The organism is Brenneria roseae subsp. americana, from assembly GCF_003115815.1.
Classification (GTDB): Bacteria; Pseudomonadota; Gammaproteobacteria; order Enterobacterales; family Enterobacteriaceae; genus Brenneria; species Brenneria roseae.
In genome coordinates this window covers 115,571-133,386 of record NZ_QDKJ01000009.1, presented here as the reverse complement: position 1 = coordinate 133,386, position 17,816 = coordinate 115,571, and the positions used below count along the sequence as shown (strand labels likewise).

Here is a 17,816-nt window from a genome sequence, read left to right as displayed (position 1 = left end):
GCCGAATTAGCTGATGCGAAACCTCCGGCTGTCAGGCCGCCTCTCCAATGCCCTCCAGCGCTTTACGCGGCGAAATCAGCGGTACGCGTACCTCAACCCGGGTGAATTTGTCAGGCTCGCAGACTACCGTGATGCCATAACGACTGCCGTAGCGGGCTTTGATACGGTGATCCACCAGATTCATTCCCAGTCCGTCGCCGCCTCTGGGGGGTTGGTACATGCCGGCATTGTCTTCAACCGTCAGTTCCAGCGTATTGGCGTGCATGCGCCCGCTAATGTGAATATAGCCATTCTCAATCATCTGGGAAATGCCGTGCTTGATCGCATTCTCGACGATAGGTTGCAGGGAAAATGCCGGTAAGCGGGCTTGCAGTAATTCATCCGGCAGGGACATCTCCACCGTCAGATGATCGGCGAAGCGCGCTTTCTCGATTTCCAGATAAGCATTGACGTGTTCCATCTCGTCGTTAAGCGACACCTCGTCGTTGCTGCGTTTGAGATTTTTGCGGAAAAAGGTCGACAGAGAGAGCACCAGCTGACGCGCATGGGCAGGATTACGACGAATCACCGCCGATAAGGTGTTCAGCGCGTTAAACAGAAAATGCGGGTTGACCTGTGCGTGCAGCAGCTTGATTTCCGACTGCGCCAGCAGCTGTTTTTGCTGTTCGAATCGTCCGGCCAGAATCTGTGCGGAAAGCAGGTGGGCGATACCTTCTCCCAGTGTGCGATTGATGCTGGAAAACAATTTATTCTTGGGTTCGTACAGTTTGATGGTGCCGATGACGCGCTGCTCTTCGCCGCGCAACGGGATAACCAGCGTTGAACCCAGCTTGCAGTTGGAAGAAATTGAACAGGTATAAGACACCTCGTTGCCATCGGCGTAGACGACCTGATTGTTCTCAATGGCTCGTCGGGTATGAGATGAGGTGATCGGCGAGTCGACTTTATGGTGATCGTCACCCAGCCCGATAAACGCCAGCAATTTATCGCGGTCGGTAATGGCTACCGCGCCCACCCCCAGTTCTTCATACAGAATACGCGCCACGCGCATACTGTTTTGCTGGTTAAAACCCTGACGTAAAGCACCCTCGGCGCGGGCCGCGATTTGCAGGGCCTTGGCGGAAAACGCTGACGTGTATTTCTCGAAAATCGCCCGTCTGTCGAGCAGGATACGCATGAACATGGCGGAGCCAATGGTGTTGGTTATCATCATTGGTAAGGCGATGTCTCTCACCAGTTCCACGGCGCTGTCGAATGGGCGGGCAACCAGCAGGATAATCACCATTTGCAGAATTTCCGCCACCAGCGCGGTCAACCCCACCACTAACGGCTGAAACAGCAGGTCAATACGATTACGCCGCGCCAGATAACGATGTAACAGGCCGCCGATCAACCCTTCGGCAATGGTCGACAGCATACAGGCCAATGCGGTCATCCCGCCCATGGAATAACGATGCAGTCCGCCGGTCAATCCCACCAGAAAGCCCACTGAAGGGCCGCCCAGCATCCCGCCCAGCACGGCGCCCGTCGCGCGAGTATTGGCAATGGAATCATCAATATGCAGGCCGAAGTATGTCCCCATGATGCAGAACATGGAAAAAACCAGATAGCACACCAGCTTGTGGGGCAGGCGGATAGTGACCTGCATCAGCGGGATGAAAAGCGGGGTTTTACTCAACAGGTAGGCAATGACCAGATAGACGCACATCTGTTGCAGTAAAGAAAGAATTAGATCGACCTGACTGACCATGGCTAATGACCTCGTAATGCTCAAGCCAGCAGATTGTACTGCTTTTTTCTGGTACACGAATCGATCTTTAAACAAAAGGTACTAAAAATATATAGTCATAATTTATTCATATAAATATAAACAGAAAAATTTAACTAGTTCTCAGATATTTGTAGGTTCTTTGACTAAGCTGGTTTATAGGCGGCATGTTAGTGAACTCTTTCATACTATTAGATATTTTTTAAGGGTATGCATAATTCATTAGTTTGCTAATAAATCTTTATTTTAATTGAATTTATTCTGTATGCCATCCGTTCAGCGCATGCAAAAAAATACAAACGAGGAATGATGACTTATTTATATAACATATTTATTTAATTCAAATGGTTAATCAGAGGATGGATACCATGCCAGAATTTTCCGAAGCGATTAACGCACTTATTGATGGACATTATGCCGATCCCTTCTCGCTGCTGGGAATGCATCAAACCGCTAAAGGTATAGAAGTCAGGGCACTATTACCGGATGCACAGGAGGTATGGCTTGTCGATGCGACGAACGGCCGAAAAGTTGTTGAATTGAAACAGATTGATGAGCGTGGCTTTTTTTGTGGCGTGCTGCCGCGTAGAAAAAAAACCTTTCACTATCAGCTCGCGGTCACCTGGCAGCAAGAAACCTATCTGATTGAAGACCCCTACCGTTTTGGCCCATTGTTACAGGATTTGGATATTTGGCTGCTGGCCGAAGGCACGCACTTACGTCCCTATGAGCGCTTAGGGGCTCATCTGGAAACGCTGGACGGGGTGGAAGGTACGCGTTTTGCCGTCTGGGCGCCCAATGCGCAGCGGGTATCGGTGGTGGGGCAGTTCAATTTCTGGGATGGGCGTCGTCATCCCATGCGTTTAAGAAAAGAGAATGGCATCTGGGAACTGTTTTTGCCCGGCGTGACCCAGGGACAGCTGTATAAATACGAGATGATTGACTGCCATGGCAGCGTCCGCCTGAAAGCCGACCCTTACGCATTTGAAGCGCAAATGCGGCCTGATACCGCCTCTCTGATTACCCCGCTGCCGGAAAAAGTCCCGGTGAGCGAAGCCCGCCGTCAGGCCAATAGCCTCCAGGCTCCGATTTCCATCTATGAAGTGCATCTGGGGTCCTGGCGGCGGCATACGGATAACAATTTCTGGCTCAGCTATCAGGATCTGGCGACTCAGCTGATTGCCTACGTTAAAGAGATGGGCTTTACCCATATTGAGCTGATGCCCATCAATGAACATCCCTTTGATGGCAGTTGGGGCTATCAGCCGCTTGGGCTTTACGCGCCAACGCGTCGCTTTGGTACGCCGCAGGAGTTCAGGCGGTTTATCGACGCCTTTCACGAGGCGGGCATCAATGTGCTGCTGGATTGGGTGCCGGGACATTTCCCCGGCGACGAATACGGTCTGGCCCAGTTCGACGGTACGGCGCTGTATGAATACGCCGATCCTCGCGAGGGCTATCATCAGGACTGGAATACCCTGATCTATAACTACGGGCGTCATGAAGTGCGTAACTATCTGGCGGGCAACGCCCTGTTCTGGATGGAGCACTATGGTATTGACGGACTCCGGGTGGATGCGGTTGCATCGATGATTTACCGCGACTACAGCCGTAACGAAGGGGAGTGGGTGCCTAACTACTACGGTGGCAAGGAGAACCTCGAAGCGATTGCTTTCCTGCGTTACACCAACCAGATGCTGGGCCATGCCTATTCCAGCGCAGTGACCATTGCGGAAGAATCGACGGACTATCCGGGGGTTACGCTGCCGCCGGACTGCAACGGTCTGGGGTTCCACTACAAATGGAATATGGGCTGGATGCACGACACCCTGTCTTATATGCAGTTCGATCCGGTTCACCGCAAATATCACCACGATCTGCTGACGTTCGGCATGCTGTATGCCTACAGCGAAAATTTTGTTCTGCCGATCTCCCATGACGAAGTGGTGCATGGCAAGCGATCGCTGCTTGACAGAATGCCTGGTGACGCCTGGCAGAAGTTTGCCAACCTGCGCGCCTATTACGGTTTTATGTGGGCTTATCCCGGCAAGAAACTGCTGTTTATGGGCTGTGAGTTTGCTCAGGGGCGTGAATGGAATTACGACGCCAGTCTGGACTGGCACTTACTGGATGAACCGGAAGGCTGGCATCGCGGTGTTCAGCATCTGGTGCGCGATCTCAACCACTGCTATCGCCAGCAGCCGCCGCTGTATCAGCTTGATTTTCAGTCACAGGGATTTGAATGGCTCGTGGTGGATGATCGGGAAAATTCCGTTTTCGCCTTCGTGCGGCGTGATGAACAGGGTAATGAGGTGCTGGTGGTCAGCAATTTCACGCCCGTACCGCGCTACGGTTACCGCATCGGGATTAACCAGCCCGGTCGCTGGCGGGAAATCATGAATACTGATTCGGGCTACTACCACGGCAGCAATCTGGGCAACGAAGGGCCGGTGGATAGCGAAAATATCGGTAGCCATCAACGTCCTCAGTCACTGGTGTTGACGATTCCTCCGCTGGCAACGTTGTATCTGGTGAAGGAGACGTAATAAATGACGGTTTTGCAAGCGGGCGCAGCCTGCCCACTTGGTGCGAGTTTTGACGGTGAGGGTGTTAATTTCGCCCTGTTTTCGGCCGATGCCGAGCGGGTCGAATTATGCCTGTTTGATGAACGGCAACAGGAACGGCGGCTGGCGTTGACTCATCGCAGCGGGGATATCTGGCATGGCTATCTGCCTGGCGCGAAACCCGGTCTGCGCTATGGCTTCCGGGTGTCGGGGCCGTTTGATCCGTCGCGGGGGCTGCGGTTCAATCCACACAAACTGCTGCTTGATCCCTGCGCCCGCTTGCTGGATGGCTGGGTGGTCGATGACGACTGCCTGCACGGCGGACTCGATCAGCGAGATGAACGGGATAGCGCTGAAGTAATGGCGAAGTGTGTCGTCATCGCCGAGGATTACGATTGGCAGGACGACCGTCACCCGCAGACGCCGTGGAGCCAGACGGTGATTTATGAGGCGCACGTGCGCGGCCTGACGCAACTGCATCCTGATATTCCGCCAGCCATTCGCGGCAGTTACGCCGCGCTGGGCCACCCGGTCATCATCGACTATCTGAAAATGCTGGGCGTGACCGCACTGGAGTTATTGCCTGTTCAGCAACACGCGGATGAACCACGGCTACAGCAAATGGGATTGCGTAACTATTGGGGCTACAACGTGCTGTTGCCGTTCGCCGTGGATAACGGTCTGGCGGCCGGTGAAGATGCGCTGAACGAATTTCGGGATGCGGTCAAAGCCCTGCATAACGCTGGCATTGAAGTTATTCTCGATGTGGTGTTCAACCACAGCGCCGAACTGGATGTAGAAGGGCCGACGCTTTCTCTGCGCGGTATTGATAATCGCAGCTACTACTGGCTGACCGAGCAAGGCGAATACCATAATTGGACGGGGTGCGGTAACGTATTGCGCCTCAATCACCCTGCGGTCATGGACTGGGTGATGGATTGCCTGTATTTCTGGCGCGAAGTCTGCCATATCGACGGCTTCCGTTTCGATCTGGCCACGGTGCTCGGGCGCACGCCCGATTTTACCGCCTCCGCACCGCTATTGACCGCCATGAAAAATGACCGCCGTCTGCAAGGGTGCAAGCTGATTGCCGAACCGTGGGATATTGGCAACGGCGGCTATCAACTGGGACGGTTCCCTGCGCCGTTCGCCGAATGGAGCGATCGTTATCGTGACGATATGCGGCGCTTCTGGCTGCATGGCGATGTTTCCCTCGGTGATTTTGCCCGTCGTTTTGCCGCCTCCAGCGATATTTTCCAGCACCATGACCGTCTGCCTTACGCTTCTATCAACAAACTGACCGCGCACGACGGTTTTACGCTGCGCGATCTGGTCTGCTTTAACCATAAACATAATGACGCGAACGGTGAAGGTAACCGCGACGGCACCGACAGCAATTTCAGCAATAACCACGGAACGGAAGGGCTGGATGCCGATGAAGAGACACAACAGCGCCGCCATGCCAGTCAGCGGGCACTGCTGGCCACGCTGTTGTTATCACAAGGAACCCCGATGCTGCTGGCGGGGGATGAACGGGGGCATAGCCAGCAGGGTAACAACAATGCCTATTGTCAGGATAACGAACTGACTTGGTTGCATTGGGATAATGCCGACCAGGACCTGATCCGGTTTACCGCCGGGTTAATTCATCTGCGCCGCGCAATACCGGCGTTGCAGCAGGAAGGATGGTGGCAGGAGGGTGATAACGCCGTTCAATGGCTGGATATCAACGGGCAACCCTTAACCCCGCAACAATGGGAACAGGGGGAGCGCCAGTTGCAAATTTTGCTTTCCGAACGCTGGCTATTGGTGATTAACGCCAGTGTACACGAGGGGAGTTTCACCCTGCCGACAGGACAGTGGAAAGTTTCGCCACCGTTTGATGAGAAGGCGTACCGGATCAGCAATGGGGTATGGCAAGGGAATGCACAGGCGGTCTGTATCCTTACAAGATAAATAAGAAGGAGTTAGCCATGGTGAGTAACGACAAAAATGATCCTCTGATGCTGGCGAGACAATTGCCGCTTAAGTCTGTGGCGTTAATTCTGGCGGGAGGCCGGGGAACACGTTTAAAAGAGCTGACGGCAAAACGCGCCAAGCCAGCCGTACATTTCGGCGGTAAATTCCGCATTATTGATTTTGCCTTGTCCAACTGCCTCAATTCCGGTATCCGGCGCATTGGGGTGATTACTCAGTATCAGTCGCATACGCTGGTGCAACACATTCAGCGCGGCTGGTCTTTCCTGAACGTGGAAATGAATGAGTTTATCGACCTGCTGCCCGCGCAGCAGCGTAACTCCACCGATCACTGGTATCGCGGCACCGCCGATGCGGTATGTCAGAACCTGGATATTATCCGCCGTTACCAGGCGGAATACGTGGTGATACTGGCCGGCGATCATATTTACAAGATGGATTATTCGCGCATGCTGATCGACCACGTCGAAAAAGGGTCGGAATGCACCGTGGCCTGTCTTCCCGTGCCGTTGCAAGAGGCCAGCGCCTTTGGCGTCATGAGCGTCGATAATCAGCTCCGTATCCTCGATTTTGCGGAAAAACCGGAGAAACCGATATCGATGCCGGATAATCCGGATATGGCGCTGGCGAGCATGGGGATCTATGTTTTTAATGCGGACTATCTTTATCGCTTACTGGAAGACGATCTTAGCGTGACGGAGTCCAACCATGATTTTGGTCAGGATCTGATCCCGAAAATCGTCGCGCAGCGTTCAGCCTGGGCACATCCTTTTACCCTTTCCTGCGTGACGTCGGGTGAGAATGATCGTCCCTACTGGCGGGATGTCGGTACGCTGGCAGCGTATTGGCAGGCAAATCTTGATTTGGCTTCCGTGACGCCGGAACTGGATATGTATGACCGTAACTGGCCGATTCGCTCGGCGATCGAGTCATTACCGCCGGCAAAATTTGTGCAGGACCATTCTGGCAGCCACGGAATGACGATGAACTCGCTGGTTTCAGGCGGCTGCATAGTTTCCGGTTCGGTGGTGACGCATTCGGTGCTGTTTCCCCGCGTCCGGGTAAATTCGTTTTGCAGTATAGATTCAGCGGTGTTGCTACCGGATGTCATCGTCGGGCGGTCCTGTCGTCTGCGTCGTTGTATCATCGACCGTGCCTGCCAGCTCCCGGAGGGCACGATTATTGGCGAGAATGCGGAAGAAGACAGCCGTCGTTTTTATCGTTCGGAAGAAGGAATTGTGCTGGTGACGCGGACGATGCTGGAAAAACTGTAACAGCCATCGTGGCAAACAGGAGTAATGATGCGGGTATTACACGTTTGTTCAGAATTATTTCCATTATTGAAAACCGGCGGGCTTGCTGATGTCGCCGGTGCGCTGCCAGCGGCACAGATTTCCGCGGGAATGGATGCCCGGGTGTTGTTGCCGGCTTTTCCTGATCTGAAAAAAGGGATTACGAATACCCAGATTGTGCGCGAATTGGATACGTTCGCCGGGCGTGTCACGCTGTTGTTCGGCCATTTTAACGGGGTCGGCATTTACCTGATTGATGCACCGAGTTTGTATGCCCGTGCGGGTAGCCCCTACCACGATCCGGCGTTGTATGCCTATGCGGACAACTATTTGCGTTTTGCTCTGCTGGGCTGGATCGGTTGTGAGATGGCCTGCGGACTGGATCATTACTGGCGGCCGGATATTGTGCATGCCCATGACTGGCACGCGGGGCTGACCTGCGCCTATCTGGCGGCCCGTAACCGTCCGGCCAGGTCGGTATTCACCGTGCATAATCTGGCCTACCAGGGGCTGTTCGACGCTCGCCATATGCCGGAGCTTCAGCTACCGCCGGAGTTCTTCCAGGTTTACGGCCTGGAATTCTATGGGCAGATTTCCTACCTTAAAGCCGGGCTGTTTTATGCCGATCATATCACTACGGTCAGCCCGACTTATGCCCATGAAATTACTCTGCCGGCCTATGGTTATGGCATGGAAGGTTTATTGCAAACCCGTGAAGAAGAAGGGCGTTTGTCCGGCATTCTCAACGGGGTGGACGATGCTATCTGGAATCCCGCGCACGATCATTTATTGACCAGCCACTACAATCGTGATGTGCTGGCAAACAAGGCGGAAAACAAGCGGCATCTGCAAACGGCGATGGGACTGAAGGTTAATGACAAGGTGCCGGTGTTTGCCATTGTCAGTCGGCTGACCAGCCAAAAAGGCCTGGATATTGCATTAAGTGCAGTACCGGATTTGTTGGATCAGGGCGGGCAACTGGTGGTGCTGGGGGCGGGAGATGCGGATTTGCAGGAAGGGTTTCTGGCCGCCGCCGCAAAGTACCACGGGCAGGTTGGCGTACAAATTGGCTACCATGAGGCGTTTTCACACCGCATTATCGGTGGCGCAGACGTCATCATGGTGCCGAGCCGGTTTGAGCCCTGCGGCCTGACGCAGCTTTACGGGCTGAAATACGGCACGTTGCCGCTGGTTCGTCGGACGGGCGGGCTGGCCGATACGGTATCGGACTGTTCGCTGGAAAATCTGGCGGATGGCCTGGCGAGCGGGTTTGTATTTAACGATTGTAATGTGGGATCGCTTTCCAGAGCGATTCGTCGTGTGTTTGTGTTGTGGTCACGTCCAACGCTGTGGCGCTATGTCCAGCGTCAGGCGATGGCAATGGACTTTAGTTGGACGGTGGCCGCACAGGCTTACCGAACGCTATATCAACGCTTGTGGTAACACTCACTTGGGAATGAATATTATGAACTCTCCGTTTATCTATACTTCACCAACGCTCAGTGTGGCAGCGCTGAAACATTCTATCGCCTACAAACTCATGTTTTCCGTGGGTAAGGATCCTTCTATCGCCACCCAGCATGATTGGCTGAACGCCACGCTGCTGGCGGTGCGTGACCGCATGGTAGAACGCTGGCTGCGTTCCAATCGGGCGCAGCTTTCGCAGGATGTTCGTCAGGTTTACTACCTTTCTATGGAGTTTTTGCTGGGACGCACGCTATCCAATGCGCTGCTGGCGATGGGGCTGTATGACGATCTGAAAGCCGCGCTGGATGACATGGGATTAGAACTGGACGATTTGCTACAGGAAGAGACGGACCCCGGTTTGGGAAACGGCGGTCTGGGGCGATTGGCCGCCTGCTTTCTGGATTCGCTGGCAACCATGGCGTTGCCGGGGCGTGGTTACGGTATTCGCTATGAATATGGCATGTTCAAGCAAAACATCGTAGACGGAAGACAGGCCGAATCACCGGATTACTGGTTGGAATACGGCAACGCGTGGGAGTTTCCGCGCCATAGTACACGTTATAAAGTGCGGTTCGGCGGACGTCTCCAGCAGGAAGGGACAAAAATCCGCTGGCTGGAAACCGAAGAAGTTATCGCCTGCGCTTACGATCAGATCATTCCCGGTTTTGATACGGATGCGACGAATACGCTACGCCTATGGGGCGCGCAGGCCAGTAATGAAATCAATCTGGGTAAATTTAATCAGGGTGACTACTTTGCGGCGGTGGAAGATAAAAACCACTCGGAAAACGTGTCGCGCGTATTGTATCCCGATGATTCAACCTATTCCGGGCGTGAGCTGCGTCTGCGGCAGGAATATTTTCTGGTTTCCGCCACGGTGCAGGATATTCTCAATCGTCACTGGCTGATGCACAAAACCTACAATAATCTGGCGGAAAAATTTGCCATCCATCTGAACGATACGCATCCGGTACTCGCCATTCCGGAACTGATGCGGTTGTTGATTGATGAACATAAATTCAAATGGCAGGATGCGTGGACGGTGGTGACCAAGGTTTTCTCCTATACCAACCATACGCTGATGCAGGAAGCGCTGGAAACCTGGCCGGTAGACATGCTGGGCAAGATTCTGCCGCGCCATCTGCAATTGATTTTCGAGATTAATGAGAACTTCCTGGAATACGTACAGAAGCAATACCCAAGTGATAATAACCTGCTGTCCAGAGTTTCCATCATTGATGAAAACAATGGACGCAAGGTACGCATGGCCTGGCTGGCGGTGGTTGCCAGCCATAAGGTGAACGGGGTGTCGGAGCTGCACTCGGATTTAATGGTGCAATCGCTGTTCGCCGACTTCGCCAAACTCTTTCCCAATCGCTTCTGCAACAAGACTAATGGCGTGACGCCGCGCCGTTGGCTGGCGCTGGCAAACCGTCCGCTGTCAAAACTGTTGGACGACACCATCGGACACACCTGGCGTACCGATTTGAGCCAACTGAGCGATCTTCAACAGCATATTGACTACCCCGCGTTTGTGCAGAAAATCCGTAAGGTCAAGCTGGAGAACAAAGAGCGGCTGGCGGCCTACATCGCGGAAAACCTGAATATTGTCGTCAACCCGGAAGCGTTGTTCGATGTACAAATCAAACGTATTCACGAATACAAGCGGCAGCTACTCAATGTGCTGCACATTATTACGCTATATAACCGCATCAAGGATGATCCGGAGGTTGATCGTGTGCCTCGCGTGATGATTTTTGCCGGCAAAGCGGCGTCCGCCTATTACATGGCGAAACACATTATCAACCTGATCAATGATGTTGCGAAGGTGATCAATAACGATCCCGCGCTGCACGATCGTTTGAAAGTCGTCTTTATCCCGAACTATGGCGTAAGTCTGGCGCAGATCATTATTCCTGCCGCCGATCTCTCTGAGCAGATCTCGCTGGCGGGGACCGAGGCATCAGGCACCAGCAACATGAAGTTTGCGTTAAACGGCGCATTGACCATTGGTACGCTGGATGGGGCCAACGTTGAAATGCTGGAACATGTCGGGGATGAGAATATGTTCATTTTCGGCAATACAGCCGATGAGGTGGAGGCGCTGCGCAAAAACGGCTATAACCCGCGGCAGTACTATGAAAAGGATGAGGAGCTACATCGGGTATTAACGCAGATTGCGACGGGCTTATTCAGTCCCAATGAGCCCAAACGCTACAGCGATTTGTTTGATTCGCTGGTGAACTTCGGTGATTACTACCAACTGCTGGCCGACTATCGCAGCTATGTCGATACGCAGGATAGGGTGGATGATTTATACCGTAATGAGGACGAATGGGCGCGCTGTACGGCGCATAACATCGCCAATATGGGCTATTTTTCTTCCGATCGCACCATCAGCGAATACGCCAGTGAAATCTGGAATATCAAGCCGATACGGCTGTAAGCGCCGTCATTTTTAGCGCCTCCCGACCTCCCTGTGTAAGGGAGGGCTGGGGGACGAGTGCGCAGAGGCGATGATAGCGGCCGGCAGGCGCTGCGGCTATTCGCATACCTCCAGTTCAAACGCGTTATTAATCCGGTATTTTACGCCCGCCATGATGCCGTTTTCCCCTTCGTAAACCACCAGGAACCGGGTACGCGTGCCGTCGTGGTAGGTTAATGCCGCGCATCCCCCTTGCCCCAGTATCAGCGTTTTCACCTTACCCGAGGAGAGGAGTACGACGTTTTCTCCTGTGATGTTGACTGAAACATCGTCGCCGCCATTGATGAGGCGATTGTCATGGCCTGATACTCCGATCCTGCACATATCACCGGCGTTGGCGATGCGTGTTGAGTCACCGGCACTGCTGATATAGCTGCGCATGCCGCTATTGGTAATGTGGGTTCCACAACCGGCGCTGCTGATTTTCGCCGAGTTTCCGCTGTTGCTGATGCGGGCCCGTCCTCCCAGACTGCCAATCCGGCTATGCTGGCCGGTGTTGCTGATCCTGACCGCAAAACCGGAGCTGACGAGTTGGCAGGCATAGCCAACGCTGGCGATGCTGGTGCTGTCACCCGAATTACCAATGAAATTGCACGCGCCTGACAGGGCGACCTGACTTTGCAACCCAGTGCAGCCGATATCCAACGCAGAATCACTGGCGGCCAATTGTATTGTATAGGGGATCACTGGCGCTGATTTTGCGATGCGGCGGCGAGGTTTGATCTGAACGATACCGTCACCGCCCGCCGTTAACTGTGTCACCATCGCCTGAGCGGCGCGTATTTCCTGTGCAATAAACTGAGGAGTATCAAAACCGCGCGCATAGCTGTATTCCACCAGCGTTTCCAGCCACTCGATGTGGCCATCACACATCAGAGCATGATGAATATCCTGATAGTGTCCGCCTTGCGGAAAACGGCGTAGGAACCAGCGGTAAATCTGCGGGCTGACCTGTAATGAATGTAATTGCTGCCTGGTCATTTTCTTCATTGTTTGCCATGCCCGCGTAACGTCTTGTTCTTGTCCGGGAGTGCTGCGCCTTAGTGGCGATGATAACCATCAATCATGCAGCGGAACGTCTGGGTTGGCGTTCTCCCGGTCGTACACAGATAAATATGCCCGCCAATAAAGAACAGACTGGCGACCGCCAAAACCAGATGCAGCGGTAGCAGCCAGGCTTTGAGCTGCACAAAATCAGCCGGGATCCACTGCGGATTACTCAGGAACAGCCCTGTCGCCAGCAGCGCGGGTAACAGCGCATACATCACGCCAAGATAGGCGACCTGCTGTAACGGGTTAAACTTGGCTCGCGGCGTCGCCGGAAAGGGGTGATCCTCTCCTTTGATAATGCCATACAGATAAAAGCGGACTTGCAGAAAGGCGCGTTGTCCCCAGCTTTTACGATCGATGAGATAATGATGCCCATTGCCGCCGAGGGCGTTAATCAGTACAAACGCCAGCCAACTGATCAACAACAGATATCCGCACAGCTCGTGCATTGCCACCAATGTCACCCGGTCTTTTACCGAACCGATGGCGAAGTGGTTTAACAAGCCACTGGCGAGCAACAGAATAAACAACAGTGCGTTGCTCCAGTGCCATAAGCGGATGGCCCGCGAGTAGAGATACACTTTTTCTTCCTGTGCCGCGTGAGACGCTGGCGCGAATTTGTAGCGCAGCAGCCCATGCAGCGTTAATACGCCCAGCATTCCGGCAAACAGGATACCGGCCAGAATCAGCCACACCGGCCAGAAATCAGGCGTATAGATATAAACATATTGGTACAGCTGAGCCTGAAACAGCTCCGCGTTGGGCATGATATTCATACATTCACCTTTTCGACGTCATGTGGACCGGGGCGACGATAAATATGTGGCTTACCGACATCAGGCAGTCGGTATTGGTAGTACTCATGCGTTTTCAGCCAGGTTTGTACCGGTTCGCTGTCTTCAGGTCCAAAGATGAGCGCGTCCTGCGGACAGGCGCTGACGCAGATTGGCGGGAAGCCTTTTTGCAGCCGTGATTCCAGACAAAAATCGCATTTGTCGGCCACGCGGGTGGTGGGATTAAGGTAACGCACCTGATACGGGCAGGCGGAAATGCAGTAGCTACAGCCGATACATTTCACTTTATCCACCCGAACAATACCATTGCTTTCATCCAGGTAAGATGCGCCGGTCGGGCAAACGTCAATGCACGGCGCCTCCTCGCATTGCTGGCAGGAATGGCGGAAAAAGTGATAAATATTTCCCTGCTCCGGTGGGGTCATCGCGATATGCGCGATACTCATTCGGGCCGCGCCAGTGGGGACCTTATTGACTTTATGGCAGGCAACGGTGCAGATACTGCAACCGTTGCACAGCACTTCGTCGTGGATCATGGCGTAGCGCACCAGCCTGTTTTTATCTGTCCCGCCGAGGGCGGAGAAGAGTGGTGCGCTGAAGAAAATCACCGATCCCATGCCGAGGACAAACTGACGGCGTGAGCATGTCATCTTCCTTGCCTCCCAGAAAATGCGCGGTTAGAAAATGTACGGTTCAAAGTAGATTGCATCCGAGGTGTCAAAGCTTGCTTTTTCATCTGCTCTCCAATGGGTTGACTCACCGCCGCACGGTATGGATTGCTGGTTTGTCGCGCGCGGGCGGGAGAAGGATTACGGGTTTTCATACTGTTCAACCTCGATCCATTCACATAGCCCCTTTGCCTTGCCGTAACTCATAAAGCGTTCACTGAACAGATAGGGTTCGCCGTTGGACGCCATGACGGTGCGAATATCCTTAAAGCTATCGGACTGCCCGAGAAAACGGAGCGCGCAATCAATCTTCTCCTGATCGAATGAATACGGCGGCAGCGTCAGCATCTGCACTTTGTAAGGGCGCGGATAGGTCTGACACTCGAACCGCACGGTATCTGCAATGGTCTTGCAGGTATCCTGCTCGTGAGTGAACAGCAAAATCCGCGCATAGTTGTGACTCATGCTTTGATCTGAGTAGTGATACCGTTCCTCTCCATTGCCGATGGAGAGGATGTCTGCGCATTCGTCGCTGGCGGCGATTTGGGTAAACAGCTGTCCGATGGTTTCAGGCTCCAGTGAATAAGGCGGAGCCTGAAAGCTCCGGGTACTCACCAGTTCACCTGCCGCCGAGCACTGGCGGATATAGTCTGCGACGACCAAAAACGGCGCTTTGGGTTCAGGCGTATCGTCTGCGGTAACGCCACCGTCCGCGGCTCCCGCCTGTGCGGATAGCGGCAACAGCAGCCGTCTTTTGCTTAGGTCGGGCTGGTCGTCCGGGGGTGTTTCTGACACGGACGCCGCAGACGTGAGTGATGATGTCGTTGTCATAATCAATATCCTGCAATACGGTTAGACGGGGAGAAGATCCAGCGCCGCCAGATCGTCAGCCACGTCTTCCAGCCCGAGCTTGACCAGTGTCTCCCGGGTCGGACAGCCTAATTCCGGATCCCACCCCATGGCGCTATAGAACATCGTCAGCGACTTTTGCATGTCTACGCGATCCATCTTGTCCGTACCTTCGGTAAACACCTTGATGTCAGGGTCTTTATCGAATACCCATGAACAGATTTGGTCATGTTCATGACGCATATCTTTGGTGTTCATCAGCTTCACGGTGTAGGCGCGGTGCAGCGTGAAGATTCGTTCCGCCGCCAGATCCAGACTTTCTTCCGTGGTATCTTCCCCGGTCACCGCAGTGAAGAACTTGGCTTCCAATGTCAGGTCGCCGCGGTAGTTACGGCTCTTCAGGGGGGAGACGGTCATCGGCCACACCCAGTTGCACAATGTCACCGCGTCATGCAGACAACTTTTGAGAATTGACCATTTGGCGTATTTGATTTTGTACGGATTTATCGGCGTGTAGTTCTTGGTTTCGTCATAAGCATCCGGTGAGCCGAACAGGTCGGCGGCGACCTCTTTTTGCAGTTTTAACGGTAACCCACTGCCGATGTAATTGATGTGGGTGTGCGTCATGGCATCACGGTTGAACATGCAGTTGACGATAGCCCCCACCTGCGCGGAGGCTTCATTGGCGTGATGCACCGGGAACCCCATCGGCGACCACAGTTTATTTTGGGTGCTTGCCCAGAATTCTTCGCCCAGATTCCATCTTTGCGCCAGCAGATAGGAACCATCCGCCAGATGGCTGATTTCACCTTGACGATGCGCCAGACGCAGGTAGAGATCTTTAATAAACGCGGGATCGCCGGCTTCCAGCAGATCCCAACGAATTGAGGCGTATTCATCCGCGGGGAGTACGCGTTTGAACACATCGTGTGAATAACAGTAAACAAAATCGCGCTGTAACTGAGCGTAGTTACACCACAGCCCCATATCGTCAAATACGTTTAATGCAACAAAATTGGCGATGACCTTGCCGTCCCCTTTTTCCTCAAAATCTTTGGGGCCGTGTGGGAACAGCGAGCTATGCGCGGTTTGGGCGACACAGGTGTTGCCGCCGGTGGTCGGAACGCCGTATTCGCTGGCCTGCGGAACTTTCAACTGCGCCGAACAACGAATGGGGCAAGAATGGCACCCGCCCATTTTCACCGTGTATTTTTCAGCGGCGGGACCAAGGTCAAAGACGGATTTCATGGTGCGGAAGCCGACGGTATTCTGATTGCCCGGCGGAATTTCACCGGTTTCAATCGGGCCGCCTTCGGCCGCTTTCCAGAACAATCCTTTGCGCGCGGTCCAGCGTGATCTGGGGTTGGAGTATTCCGCCCACGCCTGTGGCGTGCTGGGGACTACATGGTTGTTATTCGCCCCGATGAGCTGCGTCATCATGTAATCATTCAGATTTTTCAGTTCTTCCCGATTCGATACGTTGACGCCACGGGTGCCGATGACCGAGATGGCTTTCAGGTTTTTGGAGCCGAGTACGGCGCCGGAACCCGCGCCACCGCTATGATTACGGCTGTTCAGGATGCCGGATAGCGGCACCAGATTTTCGCCGGCCGGGCCGATAGCGGCGACGCAGGCTTCCACATTGGTGGTTCGGCAAATTTCTTCCGTTGTCGCGCGCGTGCCTTTTCCCCATAGAAAAGCGGCATTTTCAATACTGACGTTGTCATCCTGAATATTAATCCAGACCGGCTTGGCCGATTTCCCTTCAATAATAATGGCGTCGTAGCCGGCATATTTCATATAGGCTGCGAAAAATCCGCCCATATGCGCATCGACGACTAAATTACCGCGGGTAAATGTAGATAATGTGGTGATATTAACGCGTGAGCTACAGGGCGCGCCGGAGCCGGTTAATGGTCCGACGGCGAATATCACTTTATTTGCCTCATCAAAAGGTTTGGTTCCCGGTGCCACCTCGTCATACATGATTTTATAACCAAATCCCATTCCGCCAATAAACGCTTTATATTTACTGGAGTCTTCTTTGGTGATAGCGCCGGAGCTTAAGTTGATGCGCAATATATTACCAGTCCAACCGTTGATCATAATTTATTTTCCTGAGTGTGAAGCGTCATCATGAGAAATAGGCAGGAATAAAACCGGTTACTCAGACCGTAATATCCTTCCAGTCGATGATACTTAATGCACCTGTAGGACAAGCGGTAGCGCATTCGCCACATAAATTACACTTGCCGGATTTTTTGATCTGTGGATTTACCGTTGCCATCATCCACGGGCAGGCGGTGGTACAGGCAGCGCAACCAATACAACGGTTGGCGTCAACCGTAATACAGCCACGCTCCTCGTTGTAGGTAATAACTTTTATTGGGCAGACTTTCATACATTCGGGATCTTTACATTGCCGGCAGGTGTCGGTAGTAAAATTAAGATCGCCATACAGCCCGCCGCCGGTGCCGATACCCTTATCACCGTAATAAAAATGACGGTGGATTTTTACCCGTGAAAAGAAGGAGCCGACGCTGCCGTCGTTATAGGTCGTACAGGCCGTTTCGCAGCGGTGACAGCCCGTACAGCGGGCTCTTTTCGTCACCAGTACGCCCTTGGGGGTGGTGGTGAGCCCTACGGTGCCGCTATTGATCTCTTCCTGCTTACAGCCCAACAAGGACAATAATCCCGGCGCAATGGTGATCCCTGCCAAACCCTTGCCAGAAATACGCAGGAATTCCAGCCTTGTTAACCCCAGATTCAGTAAAGGACGTTCAACCTGATTAGGCATTTAATTCTCATCCTCCGCAAAATGAGTATGGAAGTACACCCATAGCAGAATTGGTAACGACAAGCGCGATACTCGTCATACTTCAAGTTGCATGTGCGTTGGCCG

At 53.4% G+C, this 17,816-nt stretch carries 12 protein-coding genes; 5 read left to right on the top strand and 7 right to left on the bottom strand.

Going from position 1 to position 17,816, the window contains the following annotated elements; all coding sequences use genetic code 11:
• Positions 1-31: 31 nt before the first annotated feature.
• Positions 32-1,750 carry a sensor histidine kinase gene (locus tag B4923_RS13030; RefSeq protein WP_109054796.1) on the bottom strand — a complete coding sequence of 573 codons (1,719 nt, stop codon included), beginning with the start codon at positions 1,748-1,750 and terminating at the stop codon, positions 32-34.
• 386 nt (positions 1,751-2,136) lie between these two features.
• On the opposite strand from B4923_RS13030, the gene glgB reads away from it, so the two are divergent.
• From glgB to glgP, 5 genes are read left to right on the top strand one after another with little or no spacing between them, the layout of a single operon-like run.
• Complete coding sequence (glgB, locus tag B4923_RS13025) at positions 2,137-4,314, top strand: 1,4-alpha-glucan branching enzyme (RefSeq protein ID WP_170116057.1); 2,178 nt, start codon at positions 2,137-2,139, stop codon at positions 4,312-4,314.
• 3 nt (positions 4,315-4,317) lie between these two features.
• Positions 4,318-6,288: a glycogen debranching protein GlgX gene (gene glgX, locus B4923_RS13020; RefSeq protein ID WP_109054794.1), complete on the top strand. Its 1,971-nt coding sequence runs from the start codon at positions 4,318-4,320 to the stop codon at positions 6,286-6,288.
• Between the two features lie 17 nt (positions 6,289-6,305).
• Positions 6,306-7,583, top strand: coding sequence for a glucose-1-phosphate adenylyltransferase (glgC, locus tag B4923_RS13015; RefSeq protein WP_109054793.1), 1,278 nt, complete (start codon positions 6,306-6,308; stop codon positions 7,581-7,583).
• A 27-nt stretch (positions 7,584-7,610) separates the two neighbouring features.
• Entirely contained in the window at positions 7,611-9,044 is a 1,434-nt protein-coding gene (glgA, locus tag B4923_RS13010; protein ID WP_109054792.1) for a glycogen synthase GlgA, read from the top strand.
• Positions 9,045-9,066: 22 nt separating this feature from the next.
• Complete coding sequence (glgP, locus tag B4923_RS13005; RefSeq protein ID WP_109054791.1) at positions 9,067-11,514, top strand: glycogen phosphorylase; 2,448 nt, start codon at positions 9,067-9,069, stop codon at positions 11,512-11,514.
• Positions 11,515-11,610: 96 nt separating this feature from the next.
• On the opposite strand, the gene ydhT is transcribed toward glgP, so the two are convergent.
• The 6 genes from ydhT to B4923_RS12975 form a co-directional block, all read right to left on the bottom strand.
• Positions 11,611-12,543, bottom strand: coding sequence for a protein YdhT (ydhT, locus tag B4923_RS13000; protein ID WP_146187257.1), 933 nt, complete (start codon positions 12,541-12,543; stop codon positions 11,611-11,613).
• Between the two features lie 50 nt (positions 12,544-12,593).
• Positions 12,594-13,379 (bottom strand): thiosulfate reductase cytochrome B subunit, encoded by a 786-nt coding sequence (phsC, locus tag B4923_RS12995; RefSeq protein WP_109054789.1) that lies wholly within the window; start codon positions 13,377-13,379, stop codon positions 12,594-12,596.
• On the bottom strand, positions 13,376-14,047 hold the full coding sequence (locus B4923_RS12990) for a 4Fe-4S dicluster domain-containing protein (protein ID WP_109054788.1): 672 nt from the start codon (positions 14,045-14,047) through the stop codon (positions 13,376-13,378). Before B4923_RS12990 ends, phsC begins: the two co-directional genes overlap by 4 nt.
• A 159-nt stretch (positions 14,048-14,206) precedes the next feature.
• The gene (locus B4923_RS12985) at positions 14,207-14,896 is read right to left on the bottom strand and encodes a YdhW family putative oxidoreductase system protein (protein WP_109054787.1); all 690 of its coding nucleotides are present in this window, start codon (positions 14,894-14,896) and stop codon (positions 14,207-14,209) included.
• A gap of 21 nt (positions 14,897-14,917) precedes the next feature.
• The gene (locus B4923_RS12980) at positions 14,918-17,020 is read right to left on the bottom strand and encodes an aldehyde ferredoxin oxidoreductase (protein WP_109054786.1); all 2,103 of its coding nucleotides are present in this window, start codon (positions 17,018-17,020) and stop codon (positions 14,918-14,920) included.
• 61 nt (positions 17,021-17,081) lie between these two features.
• Positions 17,082-17,711: a ferredoxin-like protein gene (locus B4923_RS12975; RefSeq protein WP_109054785.1), complete on the bottom strand. Its 630-nt coding sequence runs from the start codon at positions 17,709-17,711 to the stop codon at positions 17,082-17,084.
• Positions 17,712-17,816 lie beyond the last annotated feature (105 nt).